Annotated in this window: 21 protein-coding genes, 3 tRNA genes and 1 pseudogene; 13 read left to right on the plus strand and 12 right to left on the minus strand. The window is 45.6% G+C overall.

Going from position 1 to position 23,326, the window contains the following annotated elements; translation table 11 throughout:
* Nucleotides 1–30: 30 nt before the first annotated feature.
* Nucleotides 31–1,434: an alkaline phosphatase gene (locus E4T81_RS14060; RefSeq protein WP_135045697.1), complete on the minus strand. Its 1,404-nt coding sequence runs from the start codon at nt 1,432–1,434 to the stop codon at nt 31–33.
* Between the two features lie 35 nt (nt 1,435–1,469).
* A complete protein-coding gene (locus E4T81_RS14065; protein WP_135045699.1) occupies nt 1,470–2,981 on the minus strand; it encodes a GH3 auxin-responsive promoter family protein in 1,512 nt (503 codons plus the stop codon).
* An 81-nt stretch (nt 2,982–3,062) separates the two neighbouring features.
* On the opposite strand from E4T81_RS14065, the gene E4T81_RS14070 reads away from it, so the two are divergent.
* Nucleotides 3,063–3,413 (plus strand): hypothetical protein, encoded by a 351-nt coding sequence (locus E4T81_RS14070; protein WP_135045701.1) that lies wholly within the window; start codon nt 3,063–3,065, stop codon nt 3,411–3,413.
* Between the two features lie 317 nt (nt 3,414–3,730).
* Nucleotides 3,731–5,017, plus strand: a complete 1,287-nt coding sequence (gene metK, locus E4T81_RS14075; RefSeq protein WP_135045703.1) for a methionine adenosyltransferase — start codon at nt 3,731–3,733, stop codon at nt 5,015–5,017.
* A gap of 78 nt (nt 5,018–5,095) precedes the next feature.
* On the opposite strand, the gene asnS is transcribed toward metK, so the two are convergent.
* From asnS to purB, 4 genes are all read right to left on the minus strand, one after another.
* Nucleotides 5,096–6,484: an asparagine--tRNA ligase gene (gene asnS / locus E4T81_RS14080; RefSeq protein WP_135045705.1), complete on the minus strand. Its 1,389-nt coding sequence runs from the start codon at nt 6,482–6,484 to the stop codon at nt 5,096–5,098.
* Nucleotides 6,485–6,501: 17 nt separating this feature from the next.
* Nucleotides 6,502–8,070 carry a pseudouridine synthase gene (locus E4T81_RS14085; RefSeq protein WP_135045708.1) on the minus strand — a complete coding sequence of 523 codons (1,569 nt, stop codon included), beginning with the start codon at nt 8,068–8,070 and terminating at the stop codon, nt 6,502–6,504.
* 409 nt (nt 8,071–8,479) lie between these two features.
* On the minus strand, nt 8,480–9,076 hold the full coding sequence (locus tag E4T81_RS14090) for a YhcH/YjgK/YiaL family protein (protein ID WP_245207090.1): 597 nt from the start codon (nt 9,074–9,076) through the stop codon (nt 8,480–8,482).
* Between the two features lie 11 nt (nt 9,077–9,087).
* A complete protein-coding gene (gene purB, locus E4T81_RS14095; RefSeq protein ID WP_135045710.1) occupies nt 9,088–10,431 on the minus strand; it encodes an adenylosuccinate lyase in 1,344 nt (447 codons plus the stop codon).
* Between the two features lie 140 nt (nt 10,432–10,571).
* Here purB and E4T81_RS14100 point away from each other — a divergent pair.
* The 8 genes from E4T81_RS14100 (at nt 10,572) to E4T81_RS14135 (ending at nt 15,104) form a co-directional block, all read left to right on the plus strand.
* Nucleotides 10,572–10,646, plus strand: a tRNA-Val gene (locus tag E4T81_RS14100).
* A 106-nt stretch (nt 10,647–10,752) separates the two neighbouring features.
* Nucleotides 10,753–10,829: transfer RNA gene (locus E4T81_RS14105), tRNA-Ala, on the plus strand.
* A gap of 67 nt (nt 10,830–10,896) precedes the next feature.
* Nucleotides 10,897–11,208, plus strand: coding sequence for a nucleotidyltransferase family protein (locus E4T81_RS14110; RefSeq protein WP_135045712.1), 312 nt, complete (start codon nt 10,897–10,899; stop codon nt 11,206–11,208).
* A gap of 26 nt (nt 11,209–11,234) precedes the next feature.
* On the plus strand, nt 11,235–11,546 hold the full coding sequence (locus E4T81_RS14115) for a DUF86 domain-containing protein (RefSeq protein WP_167761955.1): 312 nt from the start codon (nt 11,235–11,237) through the stop codon (nt 11,544–11,546).
* A 463-nt stretch (nt 11,547–12,009) separates the two neighbouring features.
* Complete coding sequence (locus E4T81_RS14120; protein WP_167761957.1) at nt 12,010–12,522, plus strand: hypothetical protein; 513 nt, start codon at nt 12,010–12,012, stop codon at nt 12,520–12,522.
* Nucleotide 12,523: 1 nt separating this feature from the next.
* Nucleotides 12,524–13,318: a hypothetical protein gene (locus E4T81_RS14125; protein WP_135045716.1), complete on the plus strand. Its 795-nt coding sequence runs from the start codon at nt 12,524–12,526 to the stop codon at nt 13,316–13,318.
* 93 nt (nt 13,319–13,411) lie between these two features.
* On the plus strand, nt 13,412–13,717 hold the full coding sequence (locus E4T81_RS14130) for a hypothetical protein (RefSeq protein WP_135045718.1): 306 nt from the start codon (nt 13,412–13,414) through the stop codon (nt 13,715–13,717).
* A gap of 4 nt (nt 13,718–13,721) precedes the next feature.
* Complete coding sequence (locus tag E4T81_RS14135) at nt 13,722–15,104, plus strand: deoxyguanosinetriphosphate triphosphohydrolase family protein (RefSeq protein ID WP_167761959.1); 1,383 nt, start codon at nt 13,722–13,724, stop codon at nt 15,102–15,104.
* Between the two features lie 58 nt (nt 15,105–15,162).
* Here the strand turns inward: E4T81_RS14135 and E4T81_RS14140 are convergent, their stop codons facing one another.
* Together E4T81_RS14140 and E4T81_RS14145 are read right to left on the minus strand one after the other, a co-directional pair.
* Nucleotides 15,163–15,453 carry a hypothetical protein gene (locus E4T81_RS14140; RefSeq protein WP_135045722.1) on the minus strand — a complete coding sequence of 97 codons (291 nt, stop codon included), beginning with the start codon at nt 15,451–15,453 and terminating at the stop codon, nt 15,163–15,165.
* A 375-nt stretch (nt 15,454–15,828) separates the two neighbouring features.
* The gene (locus tag E4T81_RS14145) at nt 15,829–16,158 is read right to left on the minus strand and encodes a hypothetical protein (protein ID WP_245207091.1); all 330 of its coding nucleotides are present in this window, start codon (nt 16,156–16,158) and stop codon (nt 15,829–15,831) included.
* 78 nt (nt 16,159–16,236) lie between these two features.
* Between E4T81_RS14145 and E4T81_RS14150 the strand changes: the two genes are divergently transcribed.
* Nucleotides 16,237–16,437: a hypothetical protein gene (locus E4T81_RS14150; RefSeq protein WP_135045724.1), complete on the plus strand. Its 201-nt coding sequence runs from the start codon at nt 16,237–16,239 to the stop codon at nt 16,435–16,437.
* A gap of 1,390 nt (nt 16,438–17,827) precedes the next feature.
* On the opposite strand, the pseudogene E4T81_RS15960 reads toward E4T81_RS14150, so the two are convergent.
* The 3 genes and pseudogenes from E4T81_RS15960 to E4T81_RS16135 all read right to left on the minus strand — a co-directional run.
* Nucleotides 17,828–18,610, minus strand: a pseudogene (locus E4T81_RS15960) (RHS repeat domain-containing protein); the annotation flags it as partial.
* Complete coding sequence (locus tag E4T81_RS14160; protein ID WP_135045728.1) at nt 18,601–19,134, minus strand: hypothetical protein; 534 nt, start codon at nt 19,132–19,134, stop codon at nt 18,601–18,603. The gene E4T81_RS14160 and the pseudogene E4T81_RS15960, both read right to left, overlap by 10 nt.
* Before the next feature lie 65 nt (nt 19,135–19,199).
* Nucleotides 19,200–20,618, minus strand: a complete 1,419-nt coding sequence (locus tag E4T81_RS16135; protein WP_135045730.1) for an RHS repeat domain-containing protein — start codon at nt 20,616–20,618, stop codon at nt 19,200–19,202.
* Between the two features lie 75 nt (nt 20,619–20,693).
* Between E4T81_RS16135 and E4T81_RS15680 the strand changes: the two genes are divergently transcribed.
* On the plus strand, nt 20,694–20,858 hold the full coding sequence (locus E4T81_RS15680) for a hypothetical protein (RefSeq protein ID WP_167761961.1): 165 nt from the start codon (nt 20,694–20,696) through the stop codon (nt 20,856–20,858).
* 158 nt (nt 20,859–21,016) lie between these two features.
* Here E4T81_RS15680 and E4T81_RS14170 read toward each other — a convergent pair.
* A tRNA-Pro gene (locus E4T81_RS14170) sits at nt 21,017–21,092 on the minus strand.
* A 113-nt stretch (nt 21,093–21,205) separates the two neighbouring features.
* Between E4T81_RS14170 and E4T81_RS14175 the strand changes: the two genes are divergently transcribed.
* Nucleotides 21,206–23,314, plus strand: coding sequence for an Ig-like domain-containing protein (locus tag E4T81_RS14175; RefSeq protein WP_135045732.1), 2,109 nt, complete (start codon nt 21,206–21,208; stop codon nt 23,312–23,314).
* The last annotated feature ends 12 nt before the right edge of the window (nt 23,315–23,326 follow it).

Genomic DNA, 23,326 nt, shown 5'->3' on the forward strand with positions numbered 1-23,326 from the left:
AAGCAAGAATTCACTTTTAGACCCCGGCGATTATTCGCCGAGGGTCAGAGAGCGGATTATCCGGGGGATGTCGGTATTATTGACCACGTGGGTAAACTTCTCAGAGCCGTTTCCTATGGCAAATACCGGCACCGGATTTGCCGTGTGGTTATGGCTTATGAAGTCAGTGCCCACCCAGTAATTATAGATTCTGAAAGCTTCGATGACAAACTCACTGAATGTGTTATAAAGCCCCTTTTCATCATTTGACTCACGCGCCAGAAAAGTACGGTCAAACGCAGCACGCAGGCGGTTGGTCTGCTCTTCGGTAAGAGGGACAGCCGTCCAGAAGCCGAGTTTAGACTGCAAGAGGTCACGCATCTCATCCCACGATATAGTCTTTCCATCCTTCACTATGTCGCGGCAATAGTCGGCGAGGCGGTCTTTGCTTATACGCTGGGTATCCACGAGTGCGAGATCCACATATCCATAATGGTCGGGGTGACCGATAGCCATGCCGCCTGTATCATGGTCGGCGGTAATCACGATGAGCGTCTCTTCGGGATGGGCAAGATAGAAATCATATGCGACACGGATTACATCTTGAAAGTTAAGCACCTCCTTGATTACTCCGCCGGGGTCATTGGCATGGGCGGCGTGGTCGATGTTTCCACCTTCAATCATCATGAAAAATTTATCGGGCGACTTTGCCGACACATGGTCGAGAGCGACTTTGGTGAGCGACGGCAGATTCATGGCTCCGGGTATCGAGTCAATCGTATATCCGATATTATTACCGTTGCCCCACACATTTTCCGGGCTTAACACCCACAGACGGTCGACCTTACCGGCAAGTTCAGAACCCGCCTCTGTGCCATAGGCAATTTCTATACCTGCGTCCTTAATCATCGCCGGCACCTCGTTAGGCTTGCCTTCCTTGTCAGCCACGCCACGCAGCGACGCTCCGCCAAGAAAGTCATAGCCCGAGGCTACCGCCTCCTTGTCAATTTCATAATACATCCATCGCGCGGGCTGATGAGCATAGAACGCAGCCGGAGTCGCATCGTCGGGCGCGACAGAAGTCAGCACGCCAACACCCCATCCGGCATCCTTGAGGTCACGCGCGATTGACACATAATGCTCCACCGAGTCAGGTGCAAGTCCAAGCATATTATTTTTTGTCTTATATCCTGTAGACAAAGCCGTGCCGGCAGCGGCAGAATCGGTCACCGGTGCTGACGCAGAATAGGTCCATGCCTGAGAAGCCACCGGAAACTGCATCATCAGCAATGGCTCGTCGGCACCTCTCACTATACGATTATAATATTGAGCGGCATTGACATGCCCCATGCCCATACCGTCACCTATCAGATAAAATACATATTTCACCTCGGCAGAAACTCCGAGTACACATAAACCGGTCAACACCGTTGCAAGAATCCTGTGTAATTTCATGATAATAATATTTTAATATTTGTTTAATAATCCACTTATCCCATCAGTTTCAGCATCGACTCCATAAGTCGCCTGTCATTAGTAAGCCGAGGCACTTTGCGCTGTCCCCCGAGCTTGCCCGTAGAGGCGAGCCATCGGTCAAAGAGCCCCTGAGGCGCCTTGACTACAGTGAGTCTGTCGAGGAATATGCCGCCGGAACGTTTGGCGTCATAGTCGGAGTTTTCTTTACGGAGATTGCTGTCAAGTTCGTCGGCAAACCGCTCCAGCGCCACCGGCTCCTTTGAAAACTCAATAAGCCATTCATGTCGGCCTCGCGTACGGTCGCCGGCATATATCGGTGCCGCCGTATAATTGGCGATCTCACAGCCAAGGCTACGGCATGTCGCCGTGATAGCAGCATCGGCATTATGAACCATCAGTTCCTCCCCAAACGCATTGATAAAATGTTTTGTCCTGCCGCTTATGACAATCTTGAGAGGATTGACCGAGGTGACGGTCACAGTATCGCCGAGTTTATAGCGCCAAAGCCCGTTGCATGACGTTATCACAAGGGAATATGTGGCGCCCTCGCTCACCTCCCAGGCGGCAATCGCACGGTCGGTCTCCTTGCCGTTGGCATCAAGAGGGATGAATTCATAAAACACCCCGATATCCATCAGCAGCAACATGCCCGGAGTGTCGATGTCACACTGCACGGCAAAAAATCCTTCCGACGCATTATATGTCTCAAGATAGCGCATGCGCGCCGGGTCAATTATATGATTATACTGCTCGCGGTAAGGCTCAAACGCTATTCCACCATGGAAAAACACCTCAAGGTTGCGCCACACTTCATGCAGTTCCGATGCACCCGAAGCCTTCATGACCTCTTTCAACACTGTAAGGAACCATGACGGCACTCCCGACAGATTGGTGACATTTTCATGAAGCGAAGCCTTGACAAGCGCGGGGAGCTTACGCGACCAGTCTTCCATCAAGGCTACCCGCTTTGACGGAATCCTGACCATGTTGGCAAGGGGGTTGATATTTTCTATGAGATTGGCAGAGAGGTCACCCACGACTACCCCCTCGGGGAGATTAAGCTCATTGGCAAAGCTTCCTCCGAGGATAAAGCCTTTGCCGTCAAACATGCGGCTGTCAGGGTATAATGTCAGATAGCGAGCCACTACATCAAAGCCGCCGGCATAATGATTGCGGCTAAACGAATCACGGGTGACAGGCACATATTTGCTCTTTCCGTCAGATGTGCCGGAGGACTGGGCAAAATTGCGGGTCACGCCACGCCATAACACGTCACGTTCGCCATCAATCATGCGTAGCACAAGCGGACGCAGGTCGGAATAATCGTGGAGGGGGACACGCTCCCTGTACTCTTCATAGGATTTCACACCGCGAAAACCAAACAACTCCTCGGCTACCGTGCCACGACCACAAGCAAGGAGGTCAGCGAGTTCACGCCGCTGCACAGTCTCTGCATCAAGCGCGTTGCGGTAGGCAATGCGCGCTCGACGGGTAAACAGCGGGCGGATAATAGACGTCAGATTCATAAAGTTTTCTTTCGTGTTTCAACAAAGTTACGCTAATTTTGTTGAAATTTTATGTTGAAACTATAAATAAATGATTCCGGAATGAAGAAGACCCTGTTAATCAGCATGCTCATCGCCATGATGTCGATAACCTTGACCTCATGTGACCCCGATGACGATTACTACTATTATGACGCACCGTTTTTAGGCTCATGGATGAGTGACGACCACTCGTCAAGTTTTACTTTTTATGCCAACGGCACAGGGGTTTACACCGACTTTTATACCAATTCCTCCACGTCAATCACTTGGGAGGCTGACGATTATAATCTATGGATATATCCCAACGACGGATGGGGCGACACGTGGAGCTACCAGTGGGACGTTTATGGCAACACTCTCGAACTCTTCGACCTCGACTACGGCGGGTACATATATTACTATGCCTACTGACAGCATGTCACGTAGAGCATGCTCCTGACATAATTTTGCCGCGCCACCTGCAAATTCACCTTGCCGGTGGATTCTGCACTAATTTTTAACAATGTATATTTGGGCATTAGCTGAAAATGACGTAACTTTGCGGCACAATTATCGGATGATTTATCCGGGTGGAGAAATTTGGCTGCTTGCAACCACTAAAAAAAATGCTAAAACCGCACGATTTTATTATTGAAATCCATAAGGTTTTTGAATAGATTTTGCTCCGCCCGGCAATCTGCCGACGTGGAGATTTTTTTATTACAATGATATAAACCGACAAAAACAATATGGAAAATTATCTTTTTACATCTGAATCGGTATCGGAAGGGCACCCCGACAAGGTTGCCGACCAGATTTCCGATGCCATACTTGATGAATTTCTCGCCCATGACCCCAATTCAAAGGTGGCGTGTGAAACTCTTGTAACCACCGGTCAGGTCGTAGTTGCCGGCGAGGTGAAGAGCAATGCATACATCGACCTCATGGACGTGACCCGCAGAGTTATCAACAACATAGGCTACGACCGAAGCGAGCTGAAATTTGACGGCAACGCGTGCGGAGTGTTCTCGGCTCTTCACGAGCAGAGCGCCGACATAAACCGAGGTGTCGAAAGAGCCGTTGAAGAAGAACAGGGCGCGGGCGACCAGGGCATGATGTTTGGCTACGCTTGTAGCGAAACACCCAATTACATGCCGCTGCCGCTTGACCTGAGCCACTTGTTGCTGCGCGAGCTGTCGGCAATACGCCGCGAAGGCATCGAGATGAAGTATCTGCGTCCCGACGCCAAAAGCCAGGTGACTGTGGAATATTCGCCTCAGGGCGAACCGGTGCGCATCCACACGGTAGTCATCTCCACCCAGCACGACGAGTTCATTCCCGCAGAAGACGCCGGCAGCCAGGAAAAGGCTGACGAGATGATGCTCGCCAAAATACGCAGCGACATTGAAACCATTCTCCTGCCGCGTGTCAAAGAGAAGCTTCCCACCGACGTGAAAGCACTGTTTGACGACAGGCTGATTCTGCACGTGAATCCTACAGGAAAATTTGTCATCGGCGGTCCTCACGGCGACACCGGACTTACCGGACGCAAGATTATCGTGGACACCTATGGCGGAAGAGGCGCCCACGGCGGAGGTGCATTCTCAGGCAAAGACCCCTCGAAGGTAGACCGTTCTGCAGCATATGCAGCCCGCCACATAGCCAAGAACCTCGTTGCCGCAGGTGTGGCGCGCGAGGCCCTCGTGCAGGTTGCCTATGCCATTGGTGTAGCCCGTCCGGTAAGCTTGTATGTAAACACGCGCGGCACGGCAAACGTGGCGATGAGCGACGCAGAGATTTCAGAAAAAGTCAACGAATTGTTTGACATGCGACCCAATGCGATAGAAAAGCGGCTGAAACTTCGCGCTCCCATCTATCAGGAGACCGCATCTTATGGACACGTAGGGCGTGAACCTCAAATCGTAAAGAAGACTTTTGAGTCAAAATACGAGCCGACCAAGACTATCGAAGTGGAGCTCTTCACCTGGGAAAAACTTGACATGATAGAACCTATAAAAAAGGCCTTCGGTCTATGACCTTCCCGAGACGAAAGTCGACAAAAACAGAAGAGCCGGGCATAAACCCGGCTCTTCTTATATACTCATGTATTTCGCTTAAAATTCTGCGTTGTTGGGAGTACGAGGGAACGGAATGACATCGCGGATGTTGGTCATACCTGTCACGAAAAGCACAAGACGCTCAAATCCGAGACCGAATCCTGCATGAGGCACAGTACCGAAACGACGGGTGTCAAGATACCACCACATGTCTTTCATCGGGATATCAAGCTCCTCGATTCGCTTGCTCAGTTTGTCAAAGTTCTCCTCACGCTCTGAACCGCCGATTATCTCTCCGATTTTCGGGAAAAGCACGTCCATCGCACGCACAGTCTTGTCATCTTCATTCAGCTTCATGTAAAACGCCTTTATCTCCTTAGGATAATCGGTAAGTATAACAGGCTTCTTGAAGTGTTCCTCGACAAGGAAACGCTCATGCTCGCTCTGAAGGTCGGCGCCCCAGTAAACCGGGAATTCAAACTTGTGACCCGATTCCTCAAGAATCTTCACACCCTCAGTGTAGGTCAAGCGCACAAACTCATTGTCAAGGACAAATTTTAGACGGTCGACAAGTTCCGCATCATAGTGTTCAGCAAGGAAGTCGATGTCATCTTTGCAATGTTCAAGCGCATAGGCGATACAATATTTTATAAAGTCTTCGGCAAGATCCATGTTGTCGGTGATGTCGAAGAAGGCTACCTCAGGCTCAATCATCCAGAACTCCGAGAGGTGACGCGGAGTGTTGGAGTTTTCGGCACGGAATGTCGGTCCGAAAGTATAGATTGCGCCAAGAGCAGTGGCACCAAGCTCGCCTTCAAGCTGACCCGAGACGGTGAGGGCGGTAGGCTTGCCGAAGAAGTCGGCAGAATAGTCGACCTTTCCGTCATCACATTTAGGGATATTGTTAAGGTCAAGCGTGGTCACCTGAAACATTGCACCTGCACCTTCACAATCGCTCGCAGTGATAAGAGGCGTGTTCAGATAGAAGAAACCTCTTTCCTGGAAAAACTTGTGGATGGCAAATGCAAGAGCGCTGCGCACACGGAGTATGGCGCCGAAAGTGTTGGTGCGGGGACGAAGATGAGCTTTCTCGCGCAGGAATTCAAGGGTGTGACCCTTTTTCTGCAACGGATAGTTCTCAGGATCGGCTGTTCCGAATATCTCAAGCGACTTAGCCTGGACTTCGACGCTCTGACCTTTGCCCATCGACTCTACAAGCACACCGTCGACCTTAATCGAGGAACCGGTGGTGATAGGTTTCAGCTGCTCGTCAGTAAACTGTGTCATGTCAAACACAATCTGCACGTTTTTAACCGTAGAACCATCATTCAGGGCAACAAACTGCACATGCTTGTTGCCTCGGCGGGTACGCACCCACCCCATCACACACACTTCCTTGCCGAGATACTCAGGCTTAAAAAGGTCGGTTATCTTAGTTCTTTTCATTGCAATTGGTAAATAAATTATTCAAATGAACCCATCTTGAGGAAGTTAACCTCTTCCTGGGTGAGATAGCGCCAGCGTCCGCGAGGAAGATTCTTCTTGGTGAGTCCGGCGAAATATACGCGGTCGAGCTTGGTGACGTGATATCCGAGGCTCTCGAATATACGGCGCACAATACGGTTACGACCGGAATGAATCTCTATGCCCGCCTGATTGCGGTCAGTTTCAGTGGCATAGCTTATAGCATCGGCATGAATCGGGCCGTCTTCAAGCTCTATACCGTCGGCGATTGCCTGCATGTCGTCTTCCGCGATATCCTTGTCGGTCCATACATGGTATATCTTTTTCTTGACATACTTGGGATGAGTGAGCTTGGACGCGAGATCACCGTCATTGGTGAGAAGAAGCACACCGGTGGTGTTGCGGTCAAGACGACCGACCGGGTATATGCGCTCGTTGCAAGCACCTTTGACAAGATCCATAACAGTAGTCCTGCCATTGGGGTCGTCACTTGTGGTAACGCAATCTTTCGGCTTGTTAAGAAGGATGTAGCACTTGCTTTCCAGAGTCACTACCTTCTCATCATACTCCACTACATCGTTGTGGGAAATCTTTGTTCCGAGCTCGGTAACCACTTCGCCATTGACCTTGACAAGCCCCTGCTGGATAAACTCGTCGGCCTCGCGACGCGAGCATATTCCGGCGTTAGCCATAAACTTGTTAAGGCGTATCTGCTCGTTGGGATCGGGTATCGGCATTTCATATTCAATGCGCTTGGGACGCGGCACAAAGCTCTTGCCCTGACGCGGCATGCCGAAGTTCTGACGATTGCCACCCTGACGGTTGGCTCCCTGACGATTGTTGTTGTAGCCCCCCTGACGGTTATTGTTGTTGTAGCCGCCCTGACGGTTGTTATTGTTATAGCCGCCTTGACGGTTGTTGTTGTTGTAGCCGCCCTGACGGTTATTGTTGTTATAGCCGCCCTGGCGGTTGTTGTTGTAGCCACCCTGACGGTTGTTGTTGTAGCCGCCCTGACGGTTGTTGTTGTAGCCGCCCTGACGGTTATTGTTGTAGCCGCCCTGACGATTATTGTTGTAACCGCCCTGACGGTTGTTGTTGTAGCCGCCCTGGTTGTTATAGCGGTTGTAGCCGCCCTCCTGCTGGGTTGACGGAGTGAATCCCTCGGCTGAGCCATGCTCTGCAGCGCTGTTTTCAGCACCTTCTGTCACAGCCGGAGACTGATATTGCTGACGGGGCTGATAGCCGCCCTGGTTGTTGTAACGGTTGTTGCCGTAGCCACCCTGACGGTTGTTGTATCCTCCCTGATTGTTGTAACGGTTGTTGCCATATCCACCCTGACGGTTGTTGTTATAGCCGCCTTGACGATTGTTGTAATTGTTTCTGGGCTGATAGGGACGGTCGTAACTTCCATATTCGCGGCGAGGCGCTGATTCTCCACCCTGGTGATAATCACCCGCATGGTCATTTTCCACTTTACCAAAAATTGCAGTATCTCCCTCCGATGAGGCTGCGATGCGGTTCTCCCCGATTCTCGGTCGTTTCGGTTTCTTTTCTTCGTTGCTGTCCATAATGCATTAATTCCTTTAAGTAAGTAACTGTAAAACAGATGTCAAGCCTCTCGGCGTCGTTGCTTTGTCTAAATTCAGTTTAATTGATTAATAAGATTTTAATTTACTACTCTTCATATCTGCTGTATATCATACGTATACAATCTTTTCTAAACAGTGCAAAATTAAAACTTTTCTTCGACTGCCACAATTAATTATAAAAAATAATTATCCCGATATTAGCCTCCGGCATTTACTTATGGCGGTTTTTAGGGATTTTTAATCAAAACCGGAGGTGAATACCGATTAAGACACACTTATTTTGCAAATCATCGCTAAATGCCTTCCCATAACAACAAAAGCCGGGACACCGCCATAATCACTCAATGACCATCGGCAGCTCCCGGTCTCTTTATTGTATAGGACGCAATCAGCGGATATACTCTATCTTACACACAAGCTTGCGGCTTACTCCCGGATTGTCGGAAGTCCTGACCGAAGGCTGGTGATAGTCGGTAGGGAAAAAGAGATAAAACGCCTCCGGCCCGGCGACAAACCAGTCTACGCTGTCGGAGTTAAAATGCGCCACATCCTTCTTGGGATTATACTCGTTTTTCACGGTTACATCGTAAGCATAACCCATCTTCTCTTCGCCACGCAACGTATATTGCAGGTCAATGAAGTTATGGTGTTGCTCGATGTTTACATCATTTTCTTCACGGGGTGTGTATTCGCTCATCTTAATCCAGCAACGCCCCGGCACAAGGTCTATGCGTCCGGTCGGCAGCGAGTCAAGGTCAAGAGTGGCAAGATAGCTGAACATCGTGTCCCAGAGTTCCTTGTTTTTAGTGTACTGACCGTAAAATTCGTCAGGATTCACCGACGGATGTACGGCGACATGCCAACCGTTGTCCCACACTCCGCTCTCCATCCATCTGCGTGCCTCGGCATCTCCGGCAGGACGGGAGGAAGTAAGCGATGCCGCCGCTAAAGACGCGGCGGCAAGCATATAGACTATCTTTTTCATAGAGCTACGGATCAATATCCGGTATAAGTGTGAGGCGACAGACGCTTGAGCTCTGCCTTTACCTCGTCGCTCACATTGAGAGTGTCAATGAACGCGGCAATGCTTTCAGCGGTGACGGTAGTGTTGACGCGGGTAAGCTCCTTCAATGTCTCGTAAGGCTTGGGGTAACCTTCGCGGCGGAGTATGGTCTGGATGCCCTCGGCAACGACATTCCACATGTCGTCAAGGTCACGGTTGATTGCGGCTTCATTAAGCAGCAGCTTGTTAAGGCCCTTGAGTGTCGACGCGAGAGCAATCATCATGTGACCGAGAGGCACACCGATGTTGCGGAGCACCGTAGAGTCGGTCAGGTCACGCTGCAGACGCGACACGGGAAGCTTCATTGCAAGATGGTCAAGGATGGCATTGGCTATGCCGAGGTTGCCCTCAGAGTTCTCGAAGTCAATCGGATTCACCTTGTGAGGCATCGCCGATGAACCGACCTCTCCTGCCTTGATTTTCTGCTTGAAATATTCCATAGATATGTATTGCCACATATCTTTGTTGAGGTCAAGTATTATAGTGTTGATTCTGCGCAGCGCGTCAAAGATTGCGGCAAGATTGTCATAATTGGAAATCTGCGTGGTGTATTCCTCACGCTCTATGCCGAGACGTTCGCTGAGAAACGATGCAGCAAACTCTCTCCAGTCGATTGAAGGGTAGGCTGTAAGATGGGCGTTGAAATTACCGGTAGCGCCACCGAACTTTCCGCTGACGGGCACGGCGTCAAGCATCGCGAGCTGACGGCGCAGACGGTAGCTGAACACACGTATCTCCTTGCCCAGGCGTGTAGGCGACGCAGGCTGACCGTGGGTCTTGGCAAGCATGGGCAGCGACTGCCATTCATCGGCACGGGCCTCAAGATGCTCGATCAGCTCGACAAGAAGCGGGCGGTAGACATCGCGCAATGCCTCCTTGAGCGACATCGGCACAGAAGTGTTGTTGATGTCCTGGGAAGTGAGACCGAAATGGATAAACTCTTTGCAAGCACTGAGCCCAAGCGCGTCAAAACGCTCCTTTAGGAAATACTCGACAGCCTTCACGTCATGATTGGTCACCGACTCAATTTCCTTTATGCGTGACGCGTCTTCTACAGTAAAATTATTATATATGTCGCGCAATTTCGCAAATACACCGTGGTCAACCCCCGCAAGCTGAGGCAGCGGGATTTCACAGAGGGCGATGAAATATTCAACCTCCACTCTTACCCTATAACGGATAAGGGCATATTCGGAAAAATACTCGTCAAGTCGCTCGCATTTGCTGCGGTAACGACCGTCAATCGGAGAAATTGCAGTAAGTTGTGTCAGTTGCATGAGAAAAATTTGAAGTTGTAAAATGATTGGATGCCACAAAATTACGCAATAAAAATGAAAATTCCTTGATTTTTTCTGCCCAAAATGTTTGGTAGTTCAAAAATTCGTTGTACCTTTGCATCGCTTTCGACAAGGAACACGGGCGCTTAGCTCAGCTGGTTCAGAGCATCTGCCTTACAAGCAGAGGGTCGGGGGTTCGAATCCCTCAGCGCCCACAAAGCCTTCTTCAACGGAAGGCTTTTTTATTTTAAGGAGCAAAAAACAGGTCGAAAAATTTGCCGTGACGCAAACCTTTCACTATCTTTGCCTCCACAAAACCAAGGGGTATTAGCTCATCTGGCTAGAGCGCGACACTGGCAGTGTCGAGGTGAGCGGTTCGAGTCCGCTATACTCCACCACAGGCGAATCGGAAATTTCGGTTCGCTTTTTTTGTTATTAGGCTACAAATGATTACATTTGCCACATATGAAGCTGATAGAGATGAACATCGACAAAATCATAGCCTTGTGCAAAAAGTACAAGGTCGCAAAGCTATGGGTATTCGGCTCTATCCTCACTCCTCGCTTCAACGATGACAGCGACATCGATTTCTCGGTAAATTTTGATGCAGATACGATTAATTGCGAAGGGCTTGATTGGGCTGATACATTCTTTGATTTTATGCACGAACTTGAAAATCTGCTTGGACGCCCCATCGACCTTGTCTGCGATGACTCTGTCAAAAACTCATACTTCCGCAAAGAGCTTGACAGCACAAAGCTTTTGATATATGGATGAACGGCTAAAAAAAATTCCTCGAAGACATGCTACAGGCAATTTCTGAAATAGAAATTGCCTCCAACCGGTTTGGGAAACAATATGAAGTATTTGAAACCGATATTGTCTACCGAAAGTTTGTCGAACGCAACATAGAGATACTCGGAGAAGCAATGAACCGCATATTAAAAATAGATCCGAATATTGGCATATCGTCTTCACGTAAAATTGTAGACACCCGCAACTATGTCATCCATGCTTACGATTCTTTAAAGCCCGACATTCTTTGGGCAATTGTAATAAACCACATACCACGCCTTAAAGCAGAAATCGACCAAATAATCAAATCCGCTAAATAATACTTTATTATTTCAAGAATAAAAAGACACTTTTCTCAGTCATTCTTGACGAGCTTTTCTTTCCTGTTTTTACCTTATCGCAGGAGGAACGGGAGGCTCTTGCCAAATCCTCTGTTTCTGATTTTTATAAACTCTACAAAACACCCTTTGAACGTGTAAGGGACGATTTAAGAGATAACTATGGTGTGGAGAATCCTTCTCAGGCAATATTTAATCTTTTCATTCAAGGCTCCAAACACTACGACAAATTCACATCACGTATCAACGAATTGATGCGGTTGGAACAGGATTTCATGAGCGGGATTGTGGGAGGTCGTGTTAATACACTCATAGACCTTAATCGGGTATATGTGGAAAATATTGGGAACATCTTTATTGAATCAATGAACTTCCAAAGCTCATAGATTCTATTCATTTCATCACTCAAGACTTGAAGACTTGAACTTGAAGACTTGAAGAAGACTTGAACACCATCGAAATTTTGATTATTGGTGTTTTTTCGCTATCTTTGCATTTGCTTATAACGCAATTTGAAAAAATGACACCTGAAGCAATACATACGAAAGTCGTTCCATCATTGCAAGCCGCATTGTGGACTATTGCCCTGTTCATCGGGACAGTGAGTTTTCAGAGCATTGGCAACCCTGTTCTTGTGAAGTTGATCAGTGTGTTCATAATATTTCTGGTGTTCATCTGGGAATCGGCGATTATGTTTCTCGACATAAAGAATGCCAATCCCGGCAAAAACTTCGATGGCGAGGTTTTGGGAATCAATTCAAGATTATTCTTCATTATTCCGGGTCCCTTTATTGTAGGAGTTCTTTATTACGCATATCCGGATATGAATATCCTGTTTTATCTCCTCTTGCCGATAATGGGATGGATAAAGTGGGAATGCTCATCGTTCGCCAACAATATACATACCCACTTTGTTGATATTAAGCCAACCTTTATTCCAAACAAAATAAATGAATGATATGATTACTACTATAACTTCCGGAGTTTTTTCGTTCCTGAATGGCTCTGCTCTTCCGGTGCTATTGGCATCCGGAGGCATCATTTATTTTGGATGGACTTACTACAAAGCAAACAAGACAACCAATCGCATTCGAAAGGAAGTACAGCAGGATATAATCAATCGTGCTACCATAGTCCTTCCTAAAAAGGATTACGATGTCGCATGTGCCGGAAGCAAGGAATCTGATGCTTGCACGAAGATCTCCGCTATCGACATTCAGCAGTGTAACTTCTGTAATTCTGATGGCAAGCCCCTAAATCTTTCGTTGTATCATTGCTATGTTGTCCATGGCGATTCAATGAAGTATGCAGGCATTAATAATAATGATTTTATTTTTGTCCCTATAGGTTTCAATATTGACTCTCTGAACACGTTCCCGGAGATATTGGTAATAAGATATCGGGAGCAAAACGAGAATAAACCATTATACAAAGTCCGCAGAGCATGGTACCGAGGTTCGATTGATGACGACCTTGAACAGGTTGCAAATGAAATCATGACTATGCCGAAGTTCAAGAGACTTACCCAGCAAGAAGGTTATAAAGGTCCGGAATGGATGATCCGCGACTTAAAGGGCAAGAGACTCAATGATTACAAGTCGGCATATTTCAAAGACGGCGTTTGCCCGGAAAAGGATAAGGATATCGTAATCTCAACAACATTTGATACTGTAAAGAAAGAAATCCACTTCTCTATCCACCCTGTTTCACTAATAGTTGGAAATGTGGAAGAATCTTATACTGTCAAATCTTGATAAAGATCTAAGAAAAGAGAGTGTATCAGTACACCAACTGATACACTCTCGTCATTATTAAAAACCTAAAACTACAAATCCGATTTGGAGAAAATGATAGAAGAAATAATAAGAATAATTAAAAATCAAGTAGAAGCTTGCAAAACAAAGAGAGAGATGTTCCATTTGCCCATAATGGAAGGTGTTTGTATTCATGAAATGCAATTACCTGTACATGGTTCGATCTTATTACATACTCAATATATACTTGAACTTTCAACTGATGAAATGATAAAGATTGACTATATGTCAAAAGACAAATGTAGAGCATTTCAAGTAAATCCTGATGAAAGTATAATAAGTGTAGAGACACCATACCCCTATTTGGACTTCAATGACTATTGGGATGAAAAATATTAATTTTATGGCAAATAATCAAGAAAAAGCACTTAATCTTACTGAAGATCAAAAGAATGAGATACATCTTCAATACTCATTACTGAGAAATGAGAACCTTTCTAAAAGGGAGTTCGGGGATGAAGGGTACTCTCCCAGAAATGAATTTCAAAGAGATTACGCAAGAATATTATACTCTCCATCATTTAGAAGATTACAAGGTAAAATGCAGATTGTAGGAATTAAATCATCTGCTTTTTACAGAAATAGGCTCACTCATAGTCTGGAAGTATCGCAAATAGCTACCAGTATAGCCCGATTGTTGGCGGTTTCATGCGGCAGAGTACAAAAAATGTATACCGATGATATATACCTAATAGAAGCAGCCGCACTTGCTCATGACATAGGACATCCAGCTTTTGGACACAAAGGAGAACGAGTTTTAAATGAACTTGGGAAAAAGTATTCCAATTATTTTGAAGGGAATGCACAAAACTTTAGAGTGCTAAGACACCTTGAGAAGAAAGAACCAGGGCATAATGGTCTTAATCTAACCCCAAGAACCCTTCTTGCCATAAATAAATATATCGTCAAAGAGGGTGATGGAATAGGAAAATTCATGTATTCTGAAGACTTTGAATACCTCAAAGGAATTAGGACATCTGTTGCAGGATTAGAGAATAGGAGGACTCTGGATGTGCAAATCATAGAACTTGCTGACGACATAGCTTATGCTGTACATGACTTGGAGGACGGACTATCTCTTAGGAACTTCACCATAAACGAGATTCTATATCTACTTAAACGTAAGTCAGATAAAGCACACAAATTATTTTTGCCTATTGTCGAAAAAGCTATTGATTATTCAAACAATAACGTAGATAATGTTCAAGATCATTCTAAACTGTTCAGAATGAGTTTGACCTCCCAATTAACGCATATATTCATAAATGACATAACTATTGACAACATCACAGAAAATGAAGCAACAGAACATGGAACAGAAACCTATAAAGAACTAACATTAAGAGACTACAAAGAATTATTAAAAAATCTCAAAAAAGTAGTCTTTGAGTGCACCACAAGGAGCAATCATGTCTATTTGTATGAAACAAGAGGAGAAATTGTATTAAAATCTCTATATCTTGTATATACCGACCTACATGCCAATCAGGATGGGAAATTGATGCCTCCAGATTTTCGTACAAAGAAAAGATATAAAGACGTGAAAGATAATCCCGAACAACTCTCTCTATACCTTAGGGAACTTTCAAGAAATGTAGTAGACTACATTGCAGGAATGATGGATACATACGCTATTGAAGAATACGAAAAATATTTCGACAAAAGATTCTCAGAAATAAATATTCGGGACTTGGAAGAACTGAACAAAAAATTAGAAATTGATTAAATAAGCGGCACGATGGGTGGTCTTCTTATCCATCGTGCCTGCTTATTATTAGATAGAATCAATCATCTTTTTCGTTTGCCCTTTTAAAATCGTAGGATGCTTCTATTGACCACCCCTTATCTATAGCCCATCTTTCCTGCAAACGGTCAAGAAAAGATTTTTTTGCAGCATCACTGGCTAAACACAACGAGTCGGCCCAAAGATTTGATGAAACTATAAGTTGATTACCAGATCTTATACAATTATAGTAACCAACCTCAGACTCTGAGCGTATTGCTTGATCTAAGAAATACGCTTCTTCTAAATCCTCAATATTGTTAAGGAAACAATTAAACTCAGTTATTGCCATAATGTTCTTTAAAATTTAACATGTCTATGTATAATATTAAACTATAAGTTTTCGCCATATAAAGATTGCTTAACCACAGATAAATAATGTTTGTTTCATTAATTCTTTCCCCAAAAAAGAAACATTAACATAACATTCATAATCTGAACTTGGCATATCTTATAACAATTGAACACACAAAAAGTTCAGCATAAAACTTAATTTTGAATAAACTTGACTGATCCATTGAAAAAGAGTCTAACTTAGCAAGGTTGATTTCTAAAAGCATTTAGTCCACAATGGATTATCCTTTACGGTTTCAGGCGATACAAGGGACAACATCGTCGTACTAATAATAATGAGGGCTACGTTTTTTGTAGTCCGCATTATTATTCATTACACATCGATCAGACGACCGATGCGGTTGTGGGAGGCGTTTCGGCCGCCATAGTAATACTTGACATCGTTTTCGGGATGGTCTGGATAGTTGATACCTGTCAGACGGTGGTAGTCGTAGGTGTAGGTTATCATCTTTCCTTCCTCTGCCATGTTCGCAGTCTGCTTTGTCAGGACATTGCCGAGCGGGTCGTATGTGAACGACGTGATGCCACTTGCCGGGTGGTTGACCTCCGTGCGACGGTCTCCCATGTCGTAAACCGACGTGGTGACAGGAATCCTCCCGACACCATTAATTACGGCAATATGGTATGCAAAACGTCGTCCCATGCGAAAAGTTAACAAATTTATTTCAGATTGACACAATTAGATGTGCATGAGGGAGGAATGATGATTTAAGGGACAACTATGGTGTGGAAAATCCGTCGCAGACAATCTTCAATCTATTTTATCCAAGGCTCCAAGCACTACGACCAATTCACATCAAACGTCGGCGAGCTGATGCAACTTGAACAAGATTTCATGAGCCATATTGTTGGTGGCAGAGTAAACAACATCCTCGACTTAAACCGCATCTATGTCGAGAATATCGGAAATATATTTATTTAGCCTATGAAATTTTTGTAAAATATGAATATATAAGCGTAAATGTCAACAGTTCGGTAATTTTTGAGCAGACATAGCTGTATCGCACTGATACACAATAGTTTGCATTGATATTGAATTATTATTGTATCTTATTGATATTCAATTGAATATGCAAATTTTACCGAACTATTGTAAATGTGTAACCTTAATTATGCTATATACGAAAAGAGACTGCGCATGCGCAGTCTCTAATATAGATTTAACTATCCTTATTGTACAAGCCTTATACTTATGGACTATATTTCAATTGGAATCGTTTCTTACGGTTAATAGTTGTTATTCAAATGGAATAATGTTATAATTGTATTGATAGCCCCAAACCGGTATGTATATACCTTCTGAACGTTTCAAACAATATAATTTTAATTCATGAATACTATCAACCGGCCAGATGAGCGTATGAAGAACAGTACAAGGCGAATTTTTGAATAGGTCACTCAATTCTTCCTCGACATAAAAGTCTCCATTTTTGCCCCATCGCAAAGTATCTGTTTTCATGGAGATTGGCTGACCGTATATTAGAGAAATTTGATTAGAATTAAGTTCACGAACTTTCAGCGAATCAAACGGAATCCAATCTGTTGGATGTCGTTCTGATTGAATGTCCTCAGATACTGTCCCTTTGTAGGGACAGTATCTGAGGACTTTTCACGGCAACTGATTAAACCCAGTGCGAGAACGATAATCATATGAACCAAAGTGCTTCTCATTGATATGGTTCTCTGTTATTTTTATTCCGTTTCTCAGTTGTTCGGTTCCAATTAAAGAATCTCCCAAGTGTTGGAACATATTTGCTAATGGAGACCCCTAATGATTCCTGGTGCTGGTCCAAGACTCCCTTAAATAAAATTGTAAGGGTTCCTGAGCTAATTTTGCTTTTTTGGAAAGTAGGAACTGCCATTATATCATCAGCCCATTCAGGTGCTACTAATTTTCCATAATTGGGGCTCTTTTTATCTGTAACATATTTGTCAGTTATACCCATTATATGACCAAACTCATGAGAAACAGGGCAATCATCTTCGATGCTTCGCCCTCTCCTTCCTTCGTTGCGAAGTTGACCTCTATTCATATCATCTTTCGTCACATGGGAAGTTTTAGTATTATCAACAACCTTCATATAATTATTGATGCCGTCATATTTCTGAGCTTCATTTTTGCCTTGAACTCTCACGTCTACATCCCAAGTGACATTATAGGTTTCGCCCTTATATTTCACAGCTTTTACACTGCCCCATTTGGACATAATGTCATTCTTGAAGATTTTAGCAAGTTCATTAGTAGCTTTCTTCCCAGTAAGAATAATATTGGCTTTTACAGTAATATTATTACCTTCAACTGAAATTTCAGCATCTTGCCCATCTGGATCAACGAATATTATGGGATTATTGTATGCGTAACAATAACTTGTAATATTGGGGTATTTGCCTTCCATTGGATCGGTTGACATCCAAATGCTGAGACGCGGGTCATAGTAGCGGGCACCGTAGTAGTACATACCAGTCTCCTCATCGAATTCTTTCGCGTTGAAGAGATAAGGCGTGTTCCATACGTTGTTGCGCTCCTCGATGAATACTTCGCCGAAGGGAACATACTCGATATGCTGAACCACTTCACCGTCAAGGTTGGTGATAAAGCTGGAGCTGCCGAGGTGGTCGGGGTGATAGAAGAACTGCAAATTCTCGTAGTTGTCGGGGTCTTTGAACGACCGCGAAACCGCGCGGGCCTGTGTCTTCCGTGCCTCCGCAACAGCCGCCTCCATAGAGCCGTCATTGCAGCAGAATCCTTCGCCGTCCGCATAGTTGTCGTTGTCGGTGCCGTTGTAAGGAACATCGAAGAACTTGTAGTTGTCCTTGATGACCTGCTGCTGTGCGGCATACTTCGACTTGTAATCAACCGAAAGACCATCGGTGTTGGTAGAGCCGCCGGAGAAAACTCCGTTGACATAGACCTGATCGCTTTCGCCCGATGTCTTGACTGTGCGCTCTCCATCGGCGTCGTACCAGTAGTTGGACACGAAGCCGTTGTCGTCAACTGCAAGCAGACGATTCTCCTCATCCCAGATGAGCTTGCGCTCACCGACACTGTTATCCCTATGTCCGTCAGTCATAACCCAGTTGGTGTTTACATAGATTTACGATACCTTTTATTCCATTTAGAGATTGAATAAAGTGGTATTAATATAGTTAAAATGCACAAGGAAATAATTTTTAGCACTTTAAAATGTTTATATTTTTGTATTAAATTAGTCCTCCACGGGAGATCTTCTTTATGTGGAATTAATTGGAATAAGTTTTTGTTTTCGATAGAATCATTATTGCTGGCATTTAGGCAGTAATCTTCCGTCATACCATTTTCAGTCTGGCATTGTATATATATAGCAGAATCATAAATAGCATATTTCTCAATAAGCATAATTTTGTTATTAGATCCATTCATTCTAAATCCAGGGCCAGCGATTCTAAACCCGTCGATATCTAAAACACGAAATTCCTCATATTCATCTGTTTCAAAGCTATTCTTATTCGGCAAATAGTTATTGTTGAAAATAAAGGATTGAATGCCATAAAATCTTCCTTCATAATCTAATGCAATGAAGCAAAATAATGAAGCAAATGACACTATTAACATAAATATTTTTCTTGCATTTCTTTTCATTTTAACATTTGTAATATAGGCGTTGCAGAATATGATAACAATCCTGCAACGCCCTATAGTTAATATTATTTCACTGGTTTGAAATAGAATGTGAATTTTCTTGGAAGATAATGATAAGGCTTACCTCCAAATCTTTCAAGATTCGGTCCCATTCCATCAGGTTTTGTCTTAGTCCATTCGTTGATGTATGGAATTTGTCCAAGAAATTTTTCATCTATGAAGTCAGGATCCCAGAATCCATCTCTCGCGAAAATAGAGTAAGAAACAGAAGATGTATTACCATTAGTAGATACGGAATAATCTACATTGGTATGTCCTATATGAAAAATCTTATCTGTTAAATCAATAGAAAAATTACCTTCTGGTGCAACTTTTTCATTAGTGATTTTATGATGTTTCTGTTGGAATTTTTTGTCAACAATTACTGAGAATGTTGCTCTATCTCCGACATCAGCAGATTCTCCGTTTCCATATAAGTAATGTAAAACCGCTTCTGTATTGTTATTTACACGTAGAGCACTTTTGGGGCGTTCGTGAATCCACAGAGTTTTCTTTTGTAAAACAGAGCCTTCTGGAATATTAGGACTATTTCTTTTATTGAATGAAATGCCATTACGTACCAAGAACGTTTTGGCATCTTTATTCTTAACTCCAAGGAAAGTCGCAAGAGTTTGAACATTATCTTTCTTATTAGCAACCAAATTCCCATTATTATCCCACTCCCAATTACCCGTAGGATCAGAAAATCTTATAGGATTATTGAAGAATGCTCTATAAGGGGTCCATGCTGGAGCATAATCTGCTAATTTATCCATGCTTATCCACAAACTCAGCCTTGGTTCATAGTACCTTGCCCCATAGTAATACATACCAGTCTCCTCATCGAATTCTTTCGCGTTGAAGAGGTAAGGCGTGTTCCATACGTTGTTGCGCTCCTCGATGAAGACCTCGCCGAAGGGGACATACTCTATATGCTGCACCACTTCACCGTCAAGGTTTGTGATAAAGCTGGAGCTTCCGAGGTGATCCGGATGATAGAAGAACTGCAAGTTTTCGTAGTTGTCGGGGTCTTTGAACGACCGCGAAACCGCGCGGGCCTGAGCCTTCCGAGCCTCTGCCACAGCCGCCTCCATAGAGCCGTCGTTGCAACAGTCATCGACTTTAGTCGCTTTGCTCGCAAAGAATCCTTCACCGTCGGCATAGTTGTCGTTGTTCATAATGGATGCGCCTCCGCTGTTGACAGTGAGATTGCTCAGACGGCGACGGTTGTCGTATGAGTAGGTAATCATCTTTCCTTCCTCAGCCATGTTCGCAGTCTGCTTTGTCAGGACATTGCCGAGCGGGTTGTAGGTGAACGACGTGATGACGCTTGCCGGGTGGTTGACCTCCGTGCGGCGGTCTCCCATGTCGTAAACCGACGTGGTAACGGGAATCCTCCCGACACCTCTAAATCCGATAATATGGTCTGCGACACGTTGTTCCATACGCAAAGTTAGTCAAATTATTCGGGAATTAAAACTGTAATGTCGCGATGATTTACGGCGCGGGACAACTATGGTGTGGAAAATCCGTCACAGGCTATATTCAATCTATTCATCCAAGGCTCCAAGCACTATGACCAGTTCACATCAAACATCGGTGAACTGATGCAGCTGGAGCGGGACTCAATGAGCCGCATAGTCGGAGGTCGAGTAAACAACATCCTTGACCTAAACCGCGTCTAATTAGCGATTTGTTTGAAGAACTCAGTCTTCGGGTTTGAAAACCCAGTTTTTTTCTGAGGTCGAAAAACTTATCGTCAAGAGGTATAATAGGACAATAAGAAAAGTAATAGCCAGAAGCGGGAATAAAAAAGGGTTCACACATCAGTGTGAACCCTTTTTGGTCGGGGTGAGAAGACTCGAACTTCCGACCTCCACGTCCCGAACGTGGCGCGCTGCCAACTGTGCTACACCCCGAGCGCCTTTAATTTCGACCGCAAAGATAAGACTTTTTCTTGATATAACAATCACTTTTATGCAGGATTTTTTCACTGCATGGTGAAAAGTTGATTTTTTGCACAGGTTTATGGATGGAAAAGCGTAAATTTGTGGCTATGAAAGGCAATGAGTCAACATATATGCAACTGCTTGCCGGTGCAGTCATGGTGTCGCTGCTCGGAGCATGCGCCTCGATGGGGCGTCCTACAGGAGGCGACTACGACATCGAGCCGCCGGTCTATGTCAGGAGCAATCCTGCAATAGGCAGTACCGGAGTGAGCCGCAACCACATAACCATCGACTTCAACGAAAATGTCCAGGTAGAGGATGTAATGAACAAGGTGGTGGTGTCGCCCGCACAGAAAAATATACCGCAGATTACCGCCAACGGTCACAGGGTGTCGGTGGAACTTCGCGATACGATGCTCCCAAACACCACCTACACGATTGATTTCTCCGACGCTATCAGCGACCTCAACGAGAAAAACGTGCTTGACGGATTTGCAATCGATTTTGCCACCGGCGACTCGATAGATTCGCTGTGTATCTCGGGCATGGTGTTTGAGGCACGCAACCTTGAGCCGGCACAGGGGGTGCTCGTCGGTGTATATTCCGACATGACCGACACCACGATCACCTCTCTCCCGCTTGAACGCATAGCCAAGACCAACCAGCTCGGTCAGTTCACTGTGAGAGGGCTGAAGCCCGGCGACTATCACATCTTCGCCATCAATGACATGAACCGCGACTATCACTGGAACCGCTCCGAGGACGTGGCGTTTTATGACGTAACCGTGTCGCCTAAGGCCGAGACGACTGTAACCACCGACACACTCACGGCAGCCGACGGTTCTGACTCGATCGTGACATCAAGCGTCACACGATATTTCCCAAACGACATATTGCTGACATGGTTTAACGAAGGCTACACGCCGCAGTATCTAAAGGATTACAGCCGTCAGGAACGCCGCAAGCTGTTCATAAAATTTTCAGCACCGAGCGACACCCTCCCCGACATAAGACTGCTCAACGGCGTTGATTCCGGGCTCCCGATCGACAGCTGGGCCCGGCTGAATGCCACAGAGACACGCGACTCGCTCGAATATTTCATCACCGACACGGCAGTCATAGCCCAGGATACAATGATGATCGAGATGCGCTATCTGCGCACCGACACGCTTGACCAACTGTCGTGGACAACCGACACACTGCGTGTGTTGTTTAAAGGTGCGCGCGAAGAGAAGCGCCTGAAAGAGGAAGCAGAGAAGAAAGCGGCCGACCGCCGCAAAAAAGCGGAGAAAAAGGGAGAAAACATCGACTCGATAGAAGCAGCCGAGGCAGCAAAGCTCACCTTCCTGAAAGTGTCGGCTCCCGGCGGAACCACCCAGGAGATTTACAAGCCGCTCTTTATAGATGTAGAGCAACCGCTTGACACCATAATCGCCGGCGGACTACACATGCTGATGCTCAACGACACGATATGGGACACCATCACCGCGCCCCCGCTTGAACGCGTCGACTCGTTCGGACTCCTGAAATTCAAGCTGGACATGAAATGGACGCCCGGCACAAAATATAAATTTGTCGTCGACTCAGCCGCCTTCATCGGCGCCTACAACGAGTGGAACAACACGTTCACACATGAGTTCTCGACCAGAAAACTTGAGGATTACTCCGCGCTCTACTTCAATGTAAGCGGAGTCACCGACTCAGCCGTGGTGGAAGTGCTCGACAAGGGCGACAAGCCTGTAGCCGAAGCCCCTCTACGCAACGGTGTAGCCGAGTTCCCGTACATGCAACCCGGCACCTATTACGCCCGCCTGTTCATTGACCGCAACGGCAACGGCAAGTGGGACACCGGCTCACTGCTCGACTCGATTCAGCCCGAGGAGGTATATTACTATCCTAAAAAGATTGTGCTGAAGAAAAACTGGGACGTGGAGCAGTCATGGAACATCTATGACACACCGATTGACCTTCAGAAGCCAAAAGAGATTATAAAGAACAAGCCGAAGACAGCCAAGAAACGCCGCCGCAACAAAGACGGCTCATATGTCGACGACGAGAACGACCGCCGCGACCAGGATGAAGAAGACGACCCCTACAGCGACGGCAACTTCTTCGGACCCGGCAACAGCAACGGCACCCGCAACTTCGGCAACGGAATGAACGGATTCAACAACCGCGGAGGATACCGCTAAACTCACTCACGA

The sequence above is a fragment of the Barnesiella sp. WM24 genome (assembly GCF_004570975.1).
Taxonomy (GTDB): Bacteria; Bacteroidota; Bacteroidia; order Bacteroidales; family Muribaculaceae; genus Muribaculum.

Coding starts and splice junctions, on each gene's coding strand:
- E4T81_RS14130 (WP_135045718.1), top strand. CDS start 13,412: ATGATAGAAGAAATAATAAGAATAATTAAAAATCAAGTAGAAGCTTGC.
- asnS (WP_135045705.1), bottom strand. CDS start 6,484: ATGAAAAGAACTAAGATAACCGACCTTTTTAAGCCTGAGTATCTCGGC.
- purB (WP_135045710.1), bottom strand. CDS start 10,431: ATGCAACTGACACAACTTACTGCAATTTCTCCGATTGACGGTCGTTAC.
- E4T81_RS14125 (WP_135045716.1), top strand. CDS start 12,524: ATGATTACTACTATAACTTCCGGAGTTTTTTCGTTCCTGAATGGCTCT.
- E4T81_RS14150 (WP_135045724.1), top strand. CDS start 16,237: ATGGTGTGGAAAATCCGTCGCAGACAATCTTCAATCTATTTTATCCAA.
- E4T81_RS14065 (WP_135045699.1), bottom strand. CDS start 2,981: ATGAATCTGACGTCTATTATCCGCCCGCTGTTTACCCGTCGAGCGCGC.
- E4T81_RS14135 (WP_167761959.1), top strand. CDS start 13,722: ATGGCAAATAATCAAGAAAAAGCACTTAATCTTACTGAAGATCAAAAG.
- E4T81_RS14110 (WP_135045712.1), top strand. CDS start 10,897: ATGAAGCTGATAGAGATGAACATCGACAAAATCATAGCCTTGTGCAAA.
- E4T81_RS14085 (WP_135045708.1), bottom strand. CDS start 8,070: ATGGACAGCAACGAAGAAAAGAAACCGAAACGACCGAGAATCGGGGAG.
- E4T81_RS14160 (WP_135045728.1), bottom strand. CDS start 19,134: ATGAAAAGAAATGCAAGAAAAATATTTATGTTAATAGTGTCATTTGCT.
- E4T81_RS14115 (WP_167761955.1), top strand. CDS start 11,235: ATGCTACAGGCAATTTCTGAAATAGAAATTGCCTCCAACCGGTTTGGG.
- E4T81_RS14070 (WP_135045701.1), top strand. CDS start 3,063: ATGAAGAAGACCCTGTTAATCAGCATGCTCATCGCCATGATGTCGATA.
- E4T81_RS14090 (WP_245207090.1), bottom strand. CDS start 9,076: ATGAAAAAGATAGTCTATATGCTTGCCGCCGCGTCTTTAGCGGCGGCA.
- E4T81_RS14145 (WP_245207091.1), bottom strand. CDS start 16,158: ATGGGACGACGTTTTGCATACCATATTGCCGTAATTAATGGTGTCGGG.
- E4T81_RS14175 (WP_135045732.1), top strand. CDS start 21,206: ATGGAAAAGCGTAAATTTGTGGCTATGAAAGGCAATGAGTCAACATAT.
- E4T81_RS14060 (WP_135045697.1), bottom strand. CDS start 1,434: ATGAAATTACACAGGATTCTTGCAACGGTGTTGACCGGTTTATGTGTA.
- E4T81_RS16135 (WP_135045730.1), bottom strand. CDS start 20,618: ATGGAACAACGTGTCGCAGACCATATTATCGGATTTAGAGGTGTCGGG.
- E4T81_RS14140 (WP_135045722.1), bottom strand. CDS start 15,453: ATGGCAATAACTGAGTTTAATTGTTTCCTTAACAATATTGAGGATTTA.
- metK (WP_135045703.1), top strand. CDS start 3,731: ATGGAAAATTATCTTTTTACATCTGAATCGGTATCGGAAGGGCACCCC.